This is a genomic window from Bacillus sp. FSL K6-1000 (assembly GCF_038630785.1).
Taxonomy (GTDB): Bacteria; Bacillota; Bacilli; order Bacillales; family Bacillaceae; genus Bacillus; species Bacillus safensis.
Genome location: NZ_CP152042.1, coordinates 3,457,493 through 3,473,801, shown reverse-complemented (window position 1 = coordinate 3,473,801; position 16,309 = coordinate 3,457,493). Strand labels below are relative to the sequence as shown.

Here is a 16,309-nt window from a genome sequence, read left to right as displayed (position 1 = left end):
GCCGTTATGCATTTAAAATGGGATGAGTTTTTTGTAACTGGAGACCCATTAATTCTTGGTGCGCAAATTTCTATCGCTCTTACCTCCATTGCCATCGTGTTTGTTTTAACCTACTTTAAAAAGTGGAAATGGCTCTGGAAAGAATGGCTGACATCAGTTGATCATAAAAAGCTTGGAATCATGTATATCCTTGCTGCTGTGATTATGTTCTTCCGCGGTGGGGTAGACGGACTGATGATGCGCGCGCAGCTGGCGCTTCCTAATAATACGTTTTTAGATTCAAACCACTATAATGAAATCTTTACAACGCATGGTACGATCATGATTCTATTCATGGCGATGCCATTTTTAATTGGTTTAATCAACGTCGTTGTTCCTCTTCAAATTGGTGCACGTGACGTTGCATTCCCTTATTTGAACAACCTTAGCTTCTGGACATTCATGGTCGGAGCAATGCTGTTCAACATATCCTTCGTTATTGGAGGATCACCAAGTGCAGGCTGGACGAGTTACATGCCGCTCGCCGGAAATGATTTCTCACCAGGACCTGGACAGAACTACTACTTGCTCGGGCTCCAAATTGCAGGTATTGGTACACTTATGACAGGTATTAACTTCATGGTGACCATCTTAAAAATGCGTACAAAAGGTATGACACTTATGCGTATGCCAATGTTTACATGGACAACATTGATTACGTCTGTCATCATCGTTTTTGCATTCCCTGTACTAACAGTTGCTTTAGCACTTATGACATTTGATCGTTTATTCGGTTCTGCATTCTTTACACTCGAAGCAGGCGGTATGCCGATGCTTTGGGCGAACCTATTCTGGATTTGGGGACATCCTGAGGTATATATTGTTATCCTGCCGGCTTTCGGTATTTTCTCAGAAATTTTTGCGACGTTCTCAAGAAAGCAGTTGTTTGGTTACAAAGCGATGGTTGTCTCGATTGTTGCAATCTCTGTTCTTAGTTTCCTTGTGTGGGTTCACCACTTCTTTACAATGGGGAACAGTGCAGCGGTTAACTCATTCTTCTCGATTACAACAATGGCGATTTCTGTACCAACAGGTGTGAAAATCTTTAACTGGCTCTTTACGATGTATCGAGGCCGTATCAGCTTTACATCACCAATGCTTTGGGCACTTGGTTTCATTCCGAACTTCGTAATAGGTGGTGTAACTGGGGTTATGCTTGCGATGGCAGCTGCGGATTACCAGTACCATAACACGTACTTCCTTGTATCCCACTTCCACTATGTATTAATCGCAGGTACTGTATTTGCTTGTTTTGCTGGTCTTGTTTTCTGGTATCCAAAAATGTTTGGTTACAAGTTAAACGAAAGAATCGGCAAATGGTTCTTCTGGGTATTCATGATCGGATTTAACATCTGTTTCTTCCCGCAGTACTTCTTAGGACTGCAAGGAATGCCAAGACGTATTTATACGTATGGACCAGAAGATGGCTGGACTGCACTAAACTTTATTTCAACAATTGGTGCATTTATGATGGGTATCGGATTCATCATCCTTTGCTACAACATTTACTACAGCTGGAGACACGCAAAACGTGAAGTGTCTGGAGACAGCTGGGGAGAAGGACGTACACTTGACTGGGCGACATCTTCTGCAATTCCGCCGCATTATAACTTTGCAGCACTTCCAGAAGTGACAACACCAGATGCATTCCATCATTGGAAGCAAAACAATGTAGACGTTCATCCTGAAAAAGAATTCAAGAAAATTCACATGCCGCACAATTCAGGCAGACCGTTGATCATGTCTGCATTCTTTGGACTTGGTGCATTCGGTCTTGTATTTGAATGGTACTGGATTGGCGTTATTGGCTTAATCGGTGTATTCGCAACGATGATTTTACGTTCATTCGAATATGACGATGGCTACTATATTCCTGTTGAAGAAGTAATCGAAACAGAGAAAAAGAATAAGGAGGCGCAGAAGTAATGGGACATAATGATAGCAGCTATGCAAATGCACCGCTTGAATATCGCTCTGAAACCGGACGTTTAAACATCCTTGGTTTCTGGATATTCCTTGGCGCGGAAATCGTGTTATTCTCAACACTTTTTGCGACCTACTTTGTTCTACATGGCAGAACAGCTGGTGGCGTTTTACCAGCTGAGCTGTTTGATATGAAACTTGTATTGATCATGACATTCCTGCTATTGGTTAGTTCATTTACATGTGGGATTGCCGTTCATGAAATGCGCCGTGGAAGTACAAAAGGGGTTGTCATCTGGACGATTCTCACACTGCTTCTAGGTGCAGGCTTCGTTGGATTTGAGATTTTTGAGTTCTTCCATTATGTACATGAGGGTGCGAGCATCCATACAAGTGCGTACTGGTCTGCATTCTTTGTACTCTTAGGAACTCACGGACTACACGTATCGATCGGTATCTTCTGGATTACCGGAATCTTGTTCCAAATTAAAAAACGTGGATTAACTCCACAAACAGCAGCGAAGATTTTCATCTCAAGTCTATACTGGCATTTCCTTGATGTTGTATGGATTTTCATCTTCACAGCTGTTTACTTGATCGGATTAGGGGGGCTTTTGTGATATGGCTGGAAAAACACATTCCTCAGCAGAGCACGAACACTTCCCTTGGAAACACGTAGTTGGCTTCATCCTATCCATTGTGCTGACAATCTTAGCATTCTGGATTGCCATTGGAGCTGAAATTGGCAGTTCCGCAAAACTATGGATTATCTTTGGTTTTGCGTTCATTCAAGCATTCTTGCAGCTGTTCATGTTTATGCACATGACAGAGAGCGAGAACGGAACTGTTCAAGTCGGAAATACTTTGTTTGGTCTGTTCTGTGCGATTATCTTCGTTATCGGATCTGTTTGGATCTTTGCGGCTCACTACAGCCACGGAGAGAACAGTAAAGACGGTTATTCACCGTCTGCACCAAAGCAGTCTGAGCATTCAGAGAAATAATAAAAAAACCACTCATCTCTTAAAGGTGAGTGGTTTTTATCATAATGGTGATAACGCTTCCAATAGTTGGGCGATATCTATCTGCTGCTGAATCTTTTGCGAATGAATGGAAGTCCGTAGATGAGGAACGCTGCAATGTGAGCCAAAATCACGTTAATGGCAAAGAATGCGATCATGAAGGTATGTCCTGCTGGAGATAAACTGCTTGTCATGTAAAGACCGAAGAAAATCCACATAATCATAATGGGTGGAATAGAGGCTAATGCAATCTTTCTGTTTTCCAGCCATAAAAACAGGGGTGTAGCCGTTGCAATACATAGGTACGCAAAGAACATATCCATCGTATCCAACTCCTTTGTAAGTTGATGTTCAAATCAAATGAGAGGTCAGGATGCAATTGTGTCTGTTTTTAGGAGATATTGTGAACATTTTGTTACAGGTATTATACCACAATTGACTTTGAAGTAAACGTAATAATTGGAAAATGGGCCTTATTCCATACAAAATGGTTTTATTCCTCATTCCTCAGTGCAGCTATCTCATCTGATGTTTACTTGTCATATCGCCACATAGGTCATTGAATTTTCCCCTTAAAATCTGTAAAATAAACTTTTTAAAGGACTTGAGATCGGTTGAATGAAAAGTGTATAGAGGAATTTTTTCCTATTGTTAGGATGAAAAGTATTTCATTTTTTGAAAATTGAATGGAACCTTTCGGATGTATCTTCCGTCATATTTAAGGTGAGTTGATTTTGTGAAAATTTCAATCTAATATAAACAAGGGCTTTTATGTTTTGTAATAAGGGTGGTTAGTTCATGAACAAGCAGAATACATCTCCTTACTATCAAGGAGATTTGATTTTTATATTTTTAGCCTTCTTTGCCATCAGTGTCATTGCGATTTATGCTGCGGGTCAATTTGGGCAGTATGGATCTAATGCATGGACGAGGCAGATCATATACTATATGGTCGGAGTTATATGTATTGTTGCTATTAATTATTTTGACTTAGAGCAATTAGAGAAACTGAGCTTATATATATTTATAGGCGGCATTATGCTGTTAATTCTTCTTAAAGTCGCTCCTGCACAAATCGGGGGTCATGATTTTGCTCCAATCAAAAATGGTGCAAAAAGCTGGTTTGTGTTGCCAGGAATAGGGACATTTCAGCCTTCAGAGTTCATGAAAATTGGTTTGATTATGATGCTCGCATCTGTCATTGGAAAGTCTACACCTAGAGGAAAGCGTACATTAGAGGATGATATTTTCCTTCTATTAAAAATTGCCGGGGTGGCGGCTGTACCAGTTGGACTGATCTTCTTGCAGGATGCAGGGACTGCGGCTGTTTGTATGTTTATTGTTGTGGTGATGGTATTTTTATCAGGGGTCAATTGGAAACTGATCTCACTCATCGGCTCAGTGGTTGTGCTTTTAGTTGCCTCTATTTTAGCCGTAATCATCTTATTCCCTGATTTTGCGAAAACAATAGGCATTCAGCAGTACCAGATCAACCGTATTACCGCTTGGCTGCCTGATAGTTCTTCGGCAGCCAACCAAGCACAGACGCAGGATGCATCTGGATCTGATAAATATCAAGTAGAGCAGGCGATTATGGCCATTGGTGCAGGTCAGATTTTTGGGAACGGCATTAAAAACTTAAAGGTCTATGTTCCTGAAGCACAAACGGATATGATTTTCTCCATTATAGGTGAAGCCTTTGGCTTTATCGGCTGTGCGTTTGTTGTGATCATGTTCTTCTTCTTGATTTACCGGCTGGTCGTACTGATTGACCGAATACATCCTTATAGCCGATTTGCGTCATTCTTCTGCGTCGGATATACAGCCTTGATTGTGATCCATACGTTCCAGAACATTGGAATGAACATAGGCGTGATGCCTGTAACAGGGATTCCGCTCTTATTTATCAGTTTTGGAGGGAGCTCTGTCTTGTCCGTTCTGATTGGATTCGGGATCGCCTATAACGCAAGCGTTCAATTAACGAAATATCAAAGTTATTTATTTAAATAAAACGGGTAAGGGCAGTCTAAGTATAGGCTGTCTTTTTTTATTGCGAGTTTTAATTTTTGAAAAGCCCTATGTCTTTGTTTTATGATAGAAGAAGTCAAGGAGGTCTTCGAGTTGAACAAAACGATAGAAACCATATTAAATCATCGATCCATTCGTTCGTTTACAGACGAGCGTTTGACAGAAGAAGAGGTGCTGACACTGATCAAAAGTGCACAGGCTGCTTCAACATCAAGCTACGTACAGGCGTATAGTATTATTGGTGTAACAGATCAGGAGAAGAAGGCCAAGCTTGCTGAACTGGCTGGGAATCAGCCTTACGTTGAGAAGAATGGGCATTTCTTTGTCTTCTGTGCAGACTTGAAACGCCATGATCATATTGCAAAAAAAGCAGGGAAGAATCATCAGGAGGCGCTTGAGAATACAGAAGCCTTTCTCATTAGCGTCATCGATGCGGCATTGGCTGCACAAAATGTCAGTGTTGCCGCAGAATCAATGGGACTTGGAATCTGCTATATTGGCGGACTGCGTAACCAGCTGAGAGAAGTCTCTGAAGTGCTTGAAACGCCATCTTATGTGCTGCCATTATTCGGTCTGGCTGTTGGCCATCCAGCTAATCAGTCGTCTCAAAAGGAACGGCTGCCAGTTGAACTCATATATCATGAAAATTCATATCAGCAAGATGAAGCGTATGTGGATCGTTATTTAAAAGAATATGACGATCGTATTTCCGCATATTATGAAGCACGAACAAACGGCGAGAGAAAAGATACTTGGTCTGAGCAGATGCTGCGAGGCTTTAGCCAGCCAAAGCGTGCCTTCCTTGGAGAATTTGTGAAAGAGAAGGGCTTTAATCGAAAATAAATAAGAATCCCCCTTTCGCTTGAGAGAGGGGGATTTCTGTAAGAGGTGCAGCATGATGAAATTAAGTATACTGGATCAATCTCCTTTGATAGGAGGTGCTACGCCTGCTGAGGCTTTGAAGCAGACGGTTGAACTAGCGAAGCAGGCGGAAAAGTGGGGTTATCACCGTTTTTGGGTATCAGAGCATCATTTTTCAAATCGGCTTGCAGGATCAAGTCCAGAGGTGCTTCTCGGCCATTTATCAGCCGTTACGTCGCATATACGCATTGGCTCGGGCGGCGTCATGCTTCCCCACTATAGCGCCTATAAAGTAGCAGAGAACTTCAGGGTTCTCGAAGCGCTGGCTCCTGGCAGAATTGATCTTGGGATTGGACGTGCCCCTGGTGGTATGCCCATTTCATCTATTGCCCTTCATCATGGGGAGCGAAAGCGTTTAGGTGATCAATATCCTGAGCAAGTAGAAGAATTGAAGGTGTATTTACACGATTTAGCGGATGAATTTTACCCGCTGCCTCATTTGACTGCTTCTCCGAAGGTAGAGACCGTGCCAGAAGTTTGGATGCTCGGTTCCTCTGGAGGGAGTGCAAGGCTTGCGGCGAAAGCAGGTGCAGGCTACACGTTTGCTCTTTTTATTAATGGTGAAGGCGGAGAAGATTCTGTAGAGCAATATATCAATCGGTTTGAACCTTCAGTATTCGGTGATAAGCCACGTGTCAGTCTGGCAGTCTTTGTTTTATGTGCTGAAACAGAGGAGCAGGCAGAAAAACTAGCTGTCAGCTTAGATTTATCTTTACTTGCCAATGAACAGGGGCTGAAGCTTGAAGGCTTTCCTTCATATGAAGAGGCACAGGCGTATTCTTACAGTCCATATGAACAAAAACGAGTGGCTGCCAATCGTCAAAGGATGGTCGTTGGAACACCAGCATCTGTGAAAAAGCAGCTGACCACACTCGCCAAGGCTTATCGGACAGATGAATTGATCGCTGTGACCATCACACATCACATGCAAGACCGGCTCACATCGTATCGTTTATTAAAAGAAGCCTTTGATGCATAACGTATGTATATTTATCGTCCACGCAGCCAGTAAAAGGGGAAAAGCAGCATCATAGTGAAGAAGAAGGCGGCTGACACCAGCAGGCTGAGCGGGTAGATACAGGAAGCATAAACAGTCAGCTCGCATGCTTGATGAAAAGGACGAGGCTGCTTCGTATGTAAAAAAGTTAGTAAATAAACCAAGGTGATCGTCAGAAAAAAAGCAGTAAAAAAAGAAACGATCCATAGCCATATCAACATGAGTTTCTCTTTCCTCCATATATGATCGAAAAGCCTTGATGAGCTTATCCGCTCATACAAGGCTTTTCTTGTGATTCACATTTATTCAGGGTAAATTTCGAAAGGTTCCTTCGTTTGTACGGTATCTGATTTTCCTTTCAAACTTGCATACGCAAGCATTGTATACTCACCAGCTTCAAGCTTCTGGCCTTGATTGATCGTGCCATTCCATTTTACGCGGTGCTCTCCTTTATCAACATGTTGATAAACACCAGCTTCACCTAAATACTCTCCATCTGTCGAGTAGACAAGGAATGCAAGGTTCTCAGCACCGCCAGGCAGGTAGCTGCTGATGACATAGCTTCCAGCACGGTTGTCAGGCTCTACGGAAACAGAAGTGACGCGCGGATAATCTGGCTCTTTCACAATCAATAAAGTGGGGATTTCCGTGACCTTTCTGCCATTTTCGCGAATGGTTATGCTACCTTGGTACGTCCCTTTCTTGGTTTTTCCGTAATTCACCTGTACTGCGGAAGTAAAGGATCCAGTGGAATTCCCTTTGACGGTGATTTTTTTCGTTCCGTTTGTACTAATGCCGCTGCCATTGAATTTGTAATCAATGGTATACGTTTTCGGTGCTTTTGAAAGGTTTTCTACCTTGAATTTCTTCGTTTTGATTTGAACGCCTTTTTCCTTTAAGAAAGTGCCGTAAGAATAGCTCGCATCAGAAACGATAGAAGACGCTTGAAGTGATTCCATGATTCGAACGCTGCCTGTTCCTTGTGTGTTATGAGGGAAAGGGCTGCCATTTGCGTCAAACAGTTTTTCTGCTGTATTCATCAGTAATGCTTTGATTTGTCCAGTTGAGTACGATGGTTTTGCTTGTTTGATGATCGCTGCTACTCCTGCCACATGCGGAGAAGCCATACTTGTTCCTTGCTTAGAACCATATCCGTAAGGCTGAGAAGGATCATGCGTTGGGATCGTACTCACAATGCTGACGCCGGGTGCTGATAGATCAGGCTTAATCATCCACGTATCCACAACAGGTCCGCGGGACGAGAAGTCAGCGACTTGCTCACTAAGTTCTTTGACAAATTGAATGGAGAAAGCCGTTGTATTGTTTCCAGCCTCAATGGCTTTGATAAGCGCTGTTCCTTCAGCTTTTGACAGCTTAATTGTAGGAAGTGCGAGACCTGGTACATCGACTGGGATTTCTCCATCGGTATTGTTATACATCACAACGCCGATTGCACCAGCTGCTTTTGCATTGTCGACTTTATCCACAAAAGCAATGGCACCACGTTCAATCACGGCCACCTTTCCTTTAACATCGATGTCTTCAAATACCTTTTCGTCACCGATTCCAGCTTGGACGAGTGTGACTTGTTTTTGGTCAAGCGCTTTTAAATCACTCTCTTGGTAGTAGCCCATGACTTTTGCAGTGGAATAGTTCGGGAATTTCACATTGTAAAGGCTGTACGGAAGCTGAGTTGCTCCGACAGAAATGGCATCTCTTGACGTGCCAGGTGAACCGACTGTCCAGTTGTTCGGACCGCTGTTTCCATTGGATGTAACAGCGACAACGTCTTCAGACATGGCCCAATCGAGAGCGATGCTCGTTGCATAATCAGGGTTATTGACACTGTTTCCAAGAGAGAGGTTCATGACATCTGCTCCGTCAGTAACCGCCCGGTCGATGCCTGCAAGAACGTTCTCAGTTGTTCCAGATCCACCTGGTCCAAGTACACGGTATGCAAGAAGTGTGGCATCCTTTGCGACACCTTTAATTTGTCCATTTGCCGCGATCGTTCCTGCGACGTGTGTGCCGTGATCTGTGGATTCGCCTCTAGGATCTCCTTTAGGAGTCTCTTGCGGAGAATAATCATTATCAACAAAATCATAGCCTTTGTATAAACCGAAGTTTCCTTTTAAATCAGGGTGGGTATAGTCTACTCCAGTATCAATGACTGCGACTTTGACCCCTTTTCCAGAATAGCCGGCATCCCATGCTTTTGGTGCACCGATAAATGGAGCGCTCTTATCCATAAGCGGGGAGACATCTTCGTTTGGAAGCTGGATGCTTTCCTTTTTCACTTCATCGGTTTTATATGTAACATCCGGATAAACAGCTTTTACTCCATCAACTGCGAGCAGCTTCGGGATTTCGTTTGCAGGAAGTTTCATAGAGAAACCAGAGAAGACTTTTTCATATTCTTGACGAACACTCGCTTTATCTACCTCTTTGAGTGCTGCATTCTTTACTTTTGTTCGAGATTTTTTGAGGGAGGCTTTTGTTTGTGCTTCGCCGTCTTGCTTGGCTTCAACTAAGGATTTTTCCTTTAATTCAACAATGACAGTGGTTTGTTTTTTCGAGTTGACATTGATTTCACCGAAGATTTCTGCTTTTTCTAGTTCCACCTTTTTGTTAGATGGAGCAGCAGCCGCCTGTTGACCGGTAAAGAATGTGGATAAAATAAAAATAGTGGAGAACAATAGAACAGAAGAACGAGATATGACCTTTTTCATTAATTTTCCCCTTTCTAGCTGTGTTTTTAGGGAGATAGCCTTTCTTTTTGTGGATAAATAGGAAAGATTCACTGCCCGTTATTAAGTATTCAATATGTTGAAAACAATTCCTTTACTAAAATGGTCTTATTTTACATAGTTATAAAGAACTATTTTGTTTATAAAGTCGCACTTATTCACAAATGTCTGTTGATAACTCTATTATTAAGATACATATATGGAAAATAAAAAATTTACATACACAAAATCTAGTGAGAGGGTGTTGATATGTGGATAAACTCTGTTGATAAGGTGTGCTTATCTTTGGGATAGCGTGTGCATAAAATTTTCAATGAAACATCTAGGCACATGATGATCTTCTGCACTTTTCAACAAAACTTCTGAAAACTAGTTTGTTTTTTCACCCAGATTGTGACAAACCTCTCTTTTTTCTCGGGATATGATAGGAGCAGTTGTTTTGATAGAGCTGCTAGATTCTAAGAAAAGCGGAGGGATGTTCAGTGAAGAAATTAAAAAGCTGGTTGAGCGTATGGTTTGGTTTCATGATGAATGTGCTTGTGAACCCTGGTGTGATGATGAAGCAGCAAGGGTTTCAGGCGGCCGCGGTGGATGCCGGATTCTTTCAAGTAGTGAAAGAGAGAGAGCTGGAAAAGCTGGCAGAAGAACATAAGAAGAAACGCAGGACAGAGAAGCGGTTGACTCAAAGTCTGATGATGCTTGAAGAGAAGACGATGCGAGAGGCGCGTGCTGGTCCGCTCTTACCTTTACAGAAAAAGTGAAACAGGGTAAAATCCCACATAAGAAATGTTATCTGCTGGGAGAGGATACCCCTTGAAGATATATAAAATATTGAATAACAACGCAGTGGTTGTAAAGGAGGGCGATCAGGAGAAAATTGTGATGGGACCCGGAATTGCTTTTCAGAAGGGGAAAAATGACGTCGTTCCTCTTCAAAAAATAGAGAAAATCTTTGTTGTGCGTGAAGAAAATGAGAAATTCAAACAAATTCTTGCCACATTGCCAGAAGCGCATATTGAGGTGGCAGAGCATATCATCAGTTATGCAGAAGGTAAACTCATGATGCCGCTCAGTGATCACATCCACATATCACTGACTGATCATTTGTCCTTCGCCATTGAACGCCTTCAAAAAGGCATTGTGTTATATAATAAATTGCTTGGTGAGATCAAAGTCTTATATAAGCAGGAATATGAGATTGGAAAATATGCCATTCGTTATGTAAAGGAGCGGCTTGGGGTCGAACTGCCGGACGATGAGGCAGGATATGTGGCACTTCATATTCATACGGCCAAAATGAATACGGAGTCCATGAAAAAGACCGTGAAATATACAACGATGATCAAAGAAATGATCGAGCATATTGAAAGCTATTTTCAGCATTCAATTGATGAGGATAGTATTTCCTATCAGCGGCTTGTGACACATTTGAGGTATGCATTAGGCAGGTTGGAATTGAATGAGGCATTTCAAATCATGGACGATGACATGCTGATTTTTATCCAAACAAAGTATGATACGGCTTACCGGTGTGCACTTGGACTCGCTGATTTGTTAAAAGATGAATATGGACTTCATCTCCCTGAATCGGAGATCGGCTACATCACGCTGCATGTCCAGCGTCTGCAGGAAGCCGAATTGGTTTAAAATGATCGTGCCTGCATGCAGGCTTTTTTTATGCACACTACTCTTATTAGTGTATATGGGTCATTGGATTTGAAAAAAGAGGTTGACGCATGTCACAGTCTTATACTATGATGAAAGCGTCATCAAAATTTGATATCGCGGGATTGTGACTGTCAGGCAGGCAAGACCTAAAATTTGCGTAACGAGGGGACGTGTATGTCCTTTACTCGTTGGTGAATTTTAGGTCTTTTTTGTTTTAAAAAAGGAGGAGACATCATGGATTATCAAAAAACAGCCAAAGAATTAACAAGTCTGTTAGGCGGCAAGGAAAATGTCATCAGTGCCACACATTGTGCAACAAGACTCAGATTGGTGGTGAAAAATGAGGATTTGATTGACAAAGAGGCTATTGAAGAACTTGAAGGAGTGAAGGGGGCTTTCTCAAGTTCAGGGCAATTTCAGGTGATTTTTGGAACTGGATCTGTCAACAAAGTGTATGAACCATTTGCTCGTGAGACTGGTCTCGAGACAGGCGACGAGAAACAAAAGCCTGTCAGCCATGATGAAGCAGTGAAACAAAAAATGAATCCACTTGCGCGTTTTGCAAAGACGTTATCGAATATTTTTGTACCGATCATTCCAGCAATTGTGGCAAGCGGTTTATTAATGGGTCTCTTAGGTATGATGAAAGCCTTCAAATGGGCTGACCCAAGCTCTGCGGTCTTCCAAATGCTTGATATGTTCTCAAGTGCAGCCTTTATCATTTTGCCGATTTTAATTGGGGTCAGTGCAGCGAAAGAGTTTGGCGGAAATCCATATTTAGGAGCCGTCATTGGGGGAATTATGATTCACCCGAATCTGCTTAATCCGTGGGGATTGACGGAAGCAAAACCAGAATATATGCATTTATTCAATGTTGATATTGCTCTTCTTGGTTACCAAGGGACGGTTATTCCAGTGTTATTGACCGTATATATCATGTGTCTTGTTGAGAAGAATTTAAGAAAAGTGGTTCCGAACAGTATTGATTTACTTGTGACCCCATTTGTGACGGTGATTGTAACTGGATTTGTGACGTTTATTGCAGTTGGACCGCTTGGAAGAATGCTTGGTACAGGAATTTCGAATGTGCTGACGCTTATTTATGACCATGCAGGGTTCTTAGCAGGACTCATTTTCGGCGGTGCTTACTCTTTAATTGTGCTCACAGGGGTTCACCATAGCTTCCATGCGATTGAGGCAGGATTGCTGAATGATATTGGACGTAACTATTTGCTGCCAATTTGGGCAATGTCCAATGTCGCGCAAGGCGGAGCAGGATTGGCTGTCTTTTTCTTAGCCAAGCGTGCAAAAACAAAAGAAATTGCCCTTCCTGCTGCCTTCTCTGCTTTTTTAGGAATTACCGAGCCTGTCATATTCGGTGTAAACCTCCGCTACCGTAAACCATTTATTGCGGCGATGATCGGGGGCGCATTGGGCGGGGCATTTGTCGTTTTCACGAAGGTAGCCGCCAATGCTTATGGTTTAACAGGCATTCCGATGATTGCGATTGCAGCACCATTCGGTGTTCAAAATGTGGTCAATTATGTAATTGGTATGTTAATCGCTGTTGCTGTTTCATTTATTCTCACCATCATTTTTAAAGTAAAAGAAGTCGAAAAATAATCAAGGGGTGGTCACAGTCATGACAACAACTGACGCAGCACTTCGTCAAAAGATAGCAGAACGTATTCGAAACTATGAGCATTTGGTTAAAAAGGATGTGTACCGGCAGCAATTTCATTTAATGCCGCCAGTCGGTCTTTTAAATGATCCGAATGGGCTGATTCAGTGGAAAGGAATTTATCATGTTTTTTATCAGTGGCAGCCATTCAAAACGGGACATGGTGCAAAATTCTGGGGTCATTACACATCGACAGATCTAGTGAATTGGCATCACGAAGAAGCCGCTCTTGCCCCAAGTGATTGGTTTGATCAAAACGGCTGTTATTCTGGCAGTGCATTTATAGACGATGGGCTGATGCATGTGATGTACACTGGAAACGTTCGGGATGAACAAGGGAACCGTGAGACGTATCAATGTTTAGCTGTTTCAGAGGATGGCATTCACTTTCAGAAAAAAGGTGTCGTGGCAACGCTGCCGGAAGGTTTCACTGCCCATTTTAGAGATCCAAAGGTATGGAAGAGGAATGGTCAGTGGTACATGGTTCTTGGTGCACAAAGCTTAGACCTGAAAGGACACCTTGTTTTGTTTACCTCTGATACATTAGAGAAGTGGACGTTTCAAGGCACGATTGCAGGCAGTGGAAAGAATGGTTTAGACAATTTCGGCTATATGTGGGAATGTCCAGACCTGTTTGAATTAGACGGCCGGGATGTATTGATTGTGTCACCGCAAGGGCTCAAGCCGGATGGTTTAAAATATCACAATACCCATCAATCAGGCTATTTTGTTGGAAGATTGGATGATCATACCTATCAATATACACATGGAGCGTTTGAGGAGCTGGATCGCGGCTTTGACTTCTACGCGCAGCAAACCTTTCTAGACGAATCAGGCAGACGTCTTTTAATCGGGTGGATGGGGGTGCCTGATCAAGGAGAAGAGCATCATCCGACGATTTCTTATCAATGGATACACTGCCTCACGATCCCGAGAGAGCTCCGTTTAGATGATGACGGACATCTCATTCAAAAACCAGTAAGTGAACTTCAATCCATGCGGACCAATGAACAAGAGCATGTTTTTCATATTAAACGTTCTGTTCATTCTATCCCGGTAGATGATATTACGAGCGCAGAGGTATTCATTGATCAAATTGACACACAGAAAGGGTTTGAATGCTGTATCCGTGCAGCTGCACGGATCATCTATGATCAAGAGGAAGGGAAGTTGACATTAGAACGGGATCGATTTGAAGATCGATCAAAAGAAGTTCGTGAAGCGGTCATAGAGGAATTACACGATCTGCATATCTTTATTGATGCATCGTCGATTGAGATTTTTGTAAACGGAGGCCGAGAAGTTTTTACTGCACGTTACTTTCCTTCCCCGGGAAATAAATCGATCTCCATCAGTGGAAGAAATGAAACAAAGCTGACATTGAAGACATGGCATTTACAAAAAGAAGCAAGTCGTTGATCCGTACCCTACAAGTGATGATAATATGATGTGAAATTAAAAGTAACCAAAAACAGCACGGCATATAAAAAAGGGAGATTCAGAGCCGTCTGCACGATTGATAGAAAGGTTTGATGAATACATTTCTCTATCAAATAAGCGAGGTGCGGGAAATTTGGTACCCCAATACCGCATCCTCATTTTATTCCACTGTCATAAGTGGAATTTTTATTTTCATTATTTTTTTACTTTTGGACCAATGGTAATCACAACGTCTATATATCCCTCGCCATCAATTCCATTATATTTTCCGGAAAACGATCGTTTCCCATTTGCTTCACTGTTCGTTTTACTTTATCTGCTGTTCTTTATAAAAAATGTTTACTTTATTAAGCATGAGTGATAACATACATTTAAATTATTGGTAATAAACATTACTCTTATATAAAAAATAGTAATTTTTATTACATAGGATAAATCATAAAAATTTTTTTGAGGTGCGTGATAATCCTTTGGGGATAGGGTTGCGTCATTCATTTTATTTTTGAAAGCGCTGTCTTATTTGTTTGTGTATGGAAATGAACCACTTAGTTGATTGTTCCACTATCCAAAAAGAAGAGAAGTGTATGTTGGTCAGTGATTTAGCACAGTGGTTGGATGTTATCAAGGCATGTAAAGAAGATGCTATTGTCAACAATTAAATAAACGAATCTATTATATCAATATGAAGTTAAGGGGTGTATTTGCATGGGAGTATGGAATTTTAAAGGCGGTTCTATTTGGTCAGAAAAGGGATTCATTCCAAATAAGTCTACAAGAATAACAGTTACTCATGAGGATGATAGGGATATTCATTTATCTGAATCTAGCGTAATTGTACCAGGACTAGTCGATTTTCATTGTCATTTATGGGCACCTGGAGCGGAGATTGGTGTGACAGATAAACAATATCTCTCCTCAGGAGTAACGACAGTTGGGGACGCAGGTACTTTTGGCTATGACGGATGGGAGGAAGCAAATCGTTATTGGGAAAAGAGCCCATTAACAGTTCGTTCTTGGTTATCAGCCTTACCAGAAGGGCTAACCAATCATCCCAACCCTAACCCAACCAAGCCAGAAAGTATTTCGTTGGATCGAATAGTTGAAGTTGCATCTTTAGCTGATGATCGTTTATTAGGAATTAAGATTCGCTTAGGTCAGGTGGATATAACGACTGACCGGTCTTTATTACGCTTAGCAAGAGAAGCAGCCGATCGAACTGATTTACGAATGATGGTTCATTTAACTGAAACTAAACTAGATATTGAAGAGGTAACACAATATTTTAATAAAGGGGACATTCTCACTCATCCATTTCAAGGAAGGGATGGAAACGTGTTAAATACTGCCGGGAAGGTAAAAAAAGAATTTCTAGATGCAGTAGAAAGAGGGATAGTATTAGATATCGGTCACGGTAGAAAACACTTTAATTGGAATGTTTTTTATAAATGCTTAGCTGAGGGAATTAAACCAGATACGATCAGTTCAGATTTAACAAGCGCGTCATGGAGAAAACACCCTGTTTATAACATGAGCTACATCATTTCTAAAATGATTGTAGGTGGACTGTCTCTAGATGAAGCTTTTAGAACCGTTCTGGTAACAGCTCCTAAATTGTTAGGAATTGACGATTTTACTTTTACTCCAAATAACCTTGTGGTTCTGGATTCTACTTCTACTGAGACTGCTTTTCCTGATGTAGATGGAGAAACCGTGTTAGGTAACATTAATTATCAACCGAAACACTTAATATTTAACGGTATACCAGATATTGAGAGCGTTTCTAGTTGGAAATAAACGTTTTTTGACAGATATATTTCATTTTGTTCGCTGTGCTTGAGGAAACAA

14 protein-coding genes are annotated in these 16,309 nt (G+C 41.7%); 11 read left to right on the top strand and 3 right to left on the bottom strand.

Annotated features, from left to right (window positions below; genetic code table 11):
• Positions 1–6 precede the first annotated feature (6 nt).
• Genes qoxB through qoxD form a run of 3 tightly spaced genes read left to right on the top strand, consistent with a single transcriptional unit; the run spans position 7 to position 2,964 of the window.
• Positions 7–1,965, top strand: a complete 1,959-nt coding sequence (gene qoxB, locus MHI46_RS18085) for a cytochrome aa3 quinol oxidase subunit I (RefSeq protein WP_007497822.1) — start codon at positions 7–9, stop codon at positions 1,963–1,965.
• On the top strand, positions 1,965–2,582 hold the full coding sequence (qoxC, locus tag MHI46_RS18080; protein ID WP_039182371.1) for a cytochrome aa3 quinol oxidase subunit III: 618 nt from the start codon (positions 1,965–1,967) through the stop codon (positions 2,580–2,582). Before qoxB ends, qoxC begins: the two co-directional genes overlap by 1 nt.
• A gap of 1 nt (position 2,583) precedes the next feature.
• Positions 2,584–2,964: a cytochrome aa3 quinol oxidase subunit IV gene (gene qoxD / locus MHI46_RS18075; RefSeq protein ID WP_007497818.1), complete on the top strand. Its 381-nt coding sequence runs from the start codon at positions 2,584–2,586 to the stop codon at positions 2,962–2,964.
• A 77-nt stretch (positions 2,965–3,041) separates the two neighbouring features.
• Here the strand turns inward: qoxD and MHI46_RS18070 are convergent, their stop codons facing one another.
• Positions 3,042–3,305 (bottom strand): spore morphogenesis/germination protein YwcE, encoded by a 264-nt coding sequence (locus tag MHI46_RS18070; protein ID WP_008345491.1) that lies wholly within the window; start codon positions 3,303–3,305, stop codon positions 3,042–3,044.
• A 475-nt stretch (positions 3,306–3,780) separates the two neighbouring features.
• On the opposite strand from MHI46_RS18070, the gene MHI46_RS18065 reads away from it, so the two are divergent.
• From MHI46_RS18065 to MHI46_RS18055, 3 genes are all read left to right on the top strand, one after another.
• Positions 3,781–4,992: an FtsW/RodA/SpoVE family cell cycle protein gene (locus tag MHI46_RS18065; protein WP_144516247.1), complete on the top strand. Its 1,212-nt coding sequence runs from the start codon at positions 3,781–3,783 to the stop codon at positions 4,990–4,992.
• Between the two features lie 111 nt (positions 4,993–5,103).
• Positions 5,104–5,853 (top strand): oxygen-insensitive NADPH nitroreductase, encoded by a 750-nt coding sequence (nfsA, locus tag MHI46_RS18060; RefSeq protein ID WP_151284907.1) that lies wholly within the window; start codon positions 5,104–5,106, stop codon positions 5,851–5,853.
• Positions 5,854–5,905: 52 nt separating this feature from the next.
• Positions 5,906–6,910: an LLM class flavin-dependent oxidoreductase gene (locus MHI46_RS18055; RefSeq protein WP_064498921.1), complete on the top strand. Its 1,005-nt coding sequence runs from the start codon at positions 5,906–5,908 to the stop codon at positions 6,908–6,910.
• Between the two features lie 11 nt (positions 6,911–6,921).
• Here MHI46_RS18055 and MHI46_RS18050 read toward each other — a convergent pair whose 3' ends face one another.
• Both MHI46_RS18050 and MHI46_RS18045 read right to left on the bottom strand, forming a co-directional pair.
• The gene (locus MHI46_RS18050) at positions 6,922–7,149 is read right to left on the bottom strand and encodes a hypothetical protein (protein ID WP_260774996.1); all 228 of its coding nucleotides are present in this window, start codon (positions 7,147–7,149) and stop codon (positions 6,922–6,924) included.
• An 81-nt stretch (positions 7,150–7,230) separates the two neighbouring features.
• Positions 7,231–9,657, bottom strand: coding sequence for a S8 family serine peptidase (locus tag MHI46_RS18045; RefSeq protein WP_260774995.1), 2,427 nt, complete (start codon positions 9,655–9,657; stop codon positions 7,231–7,233).
• A 500-nt stretch (positions 9,658–10,157) separates the two neighbouring features.
• On the opposite strand from MHI46_RS18045, the gene MHI46_RS18040 reads away from it, so the two are divergent.
• From MHI46_RS18040 to MHI46_RS18020, 5 genes are all read left to right on the top strand, one after another.
• Positions 10,158–10,436 (top strand): hypothetical protein, encoded by a 279-nt coding sequence (locus tag MHI46_RS18040; protein ID WP_260774994.1) that lies wholly within the window; start codon positions 10,158–10,160, stop codon positions 10,434–10,436.
• 52 nt (positions 10,437–10,488) lie between these two features.
• Entirely contained in the window at positions 10,489–11,322 is an 834-nt protein-coding gene (locus tag MHI46_RS18035) for a PRD domain-containing protein (protein WP_260774993.1), read from the top strand.
• Between the two features lie 255 nt (positions 11,323–11,577).
• A complete protein-coding gene (locus MHI46_RS18030) occupies positions 11,578–12,966 on the top strand; it encodes a sucrose-specific PTS transporter subunit IIBC (protein ID WP_342503003.1) in 1,389 nt (462 codons plus the stop codon).
• Positions 12,967–12,985: 19 nt separating this feature from the next.
• Positions 12,986–14,443 (top strand): sucrose-6-phosphate hydrolase, encoded by a 1,458-nt coding sequence (locus MHI46_RS18025; RefSeq protein WP_342503002.1) that lies wholly within the window; start codon positions 12,986–12,988, stop codon positions 14,441–14,443.
• A gap of 726 nt (positions 14,444–15,169) precedes the next feature.
• The gene (locus MHI46_RS18020) at positions 15,170–16,258 is read left to right on the top strand and encodes an amidohydrolase family protein (RefSeq protein WP_342503001.1); all 1,089 of its coding nucleotides are present in this window, start codon (positions 15,170–15,172) and stop codon (positions 16,256–16,258) included.
• Positions 16,259–16,309 lie beyond the last annotated feature (51 nt).

Excerpts from the sequence above, each read along its gene's own strand:
- qoxC (WP_039182371.1), top strand. The coding sequence starts at position 1,965 with ATGGGACATAATGATAGCAGCTATGCAAATGCACCGCTTGAATATCGC.
- qoxB (WP_007497822.1), top strand. The coding sequence starts at position 7 with ATGCATTTAAAATGGGATGAGTTTTTTGTAACTGGAGACCCATTAATT.
- MHI46_RS18045 (WP_260774995.1), bottom strand. The coding sequence starts at position 9,657 with ATGAAAAAGGTCATATCTCGTTCTTCTGTTCTATTGTTCTCCACTATT.
- MHI46_RS18025 (WP_342503002.1), top strand. The coding sequence starts at position 12,986 with ATGACAACAACTGACGCAGCACTTCGTCAAAAGATAGCAGAACGTATT.
- MHI46_RS18030 (WP_342503003.1), top strand. The coding sequence starts at position 11,578 with ATGGATTATCAAAAAACAGCCAAAGAATTAACAAGTCTGTTAGGCGGC.
- qoxD (WP_007497818.1), top strand. The coding sequence starts at position 2,584 with ATGGCTGGAAAAACACATTCCTCAGCAGAGCACGAACACTTCCCTTGG.
- MHI46_RS18070 (WP_008345491.1), bottom strand. The coding sequence starts at position 3,305 with ATGGATATGTTCTTTGCGTACCTATGTATTGCAACGGCTACACCCCTG.
- MHI46_RS18065 (WP_144516247.1), top strand. The coding sequence starts at position 3,781 with ATGAACAAGCAGAATACATCTCCTTACTATCAAGGAGATTTGATTTTT.
- MHI46_RS18050 (WP_260774996.1), bottom strand. The coding sequence starts at position 7,149 with ATGTTGATATGGCTATGGATCGTTTCTTTTTTTACTGCTTTTTTTCTG.
- MHI46_RS18055 (WP_064498921.1), top strand. The coding sequence starts at position 5,906 with ATGATGAAATTAAGTATACTGGATCAATCTCCTTTGATAGGAGGTGCT.
- MHI46_RS18020 (WP_342503001.1), top strand. The coding sequence starts at position 15,170 with ATGGGAGTATGGAATTTTAAAGGCGGTTCTATTTGGTCAGAAAAGGGA.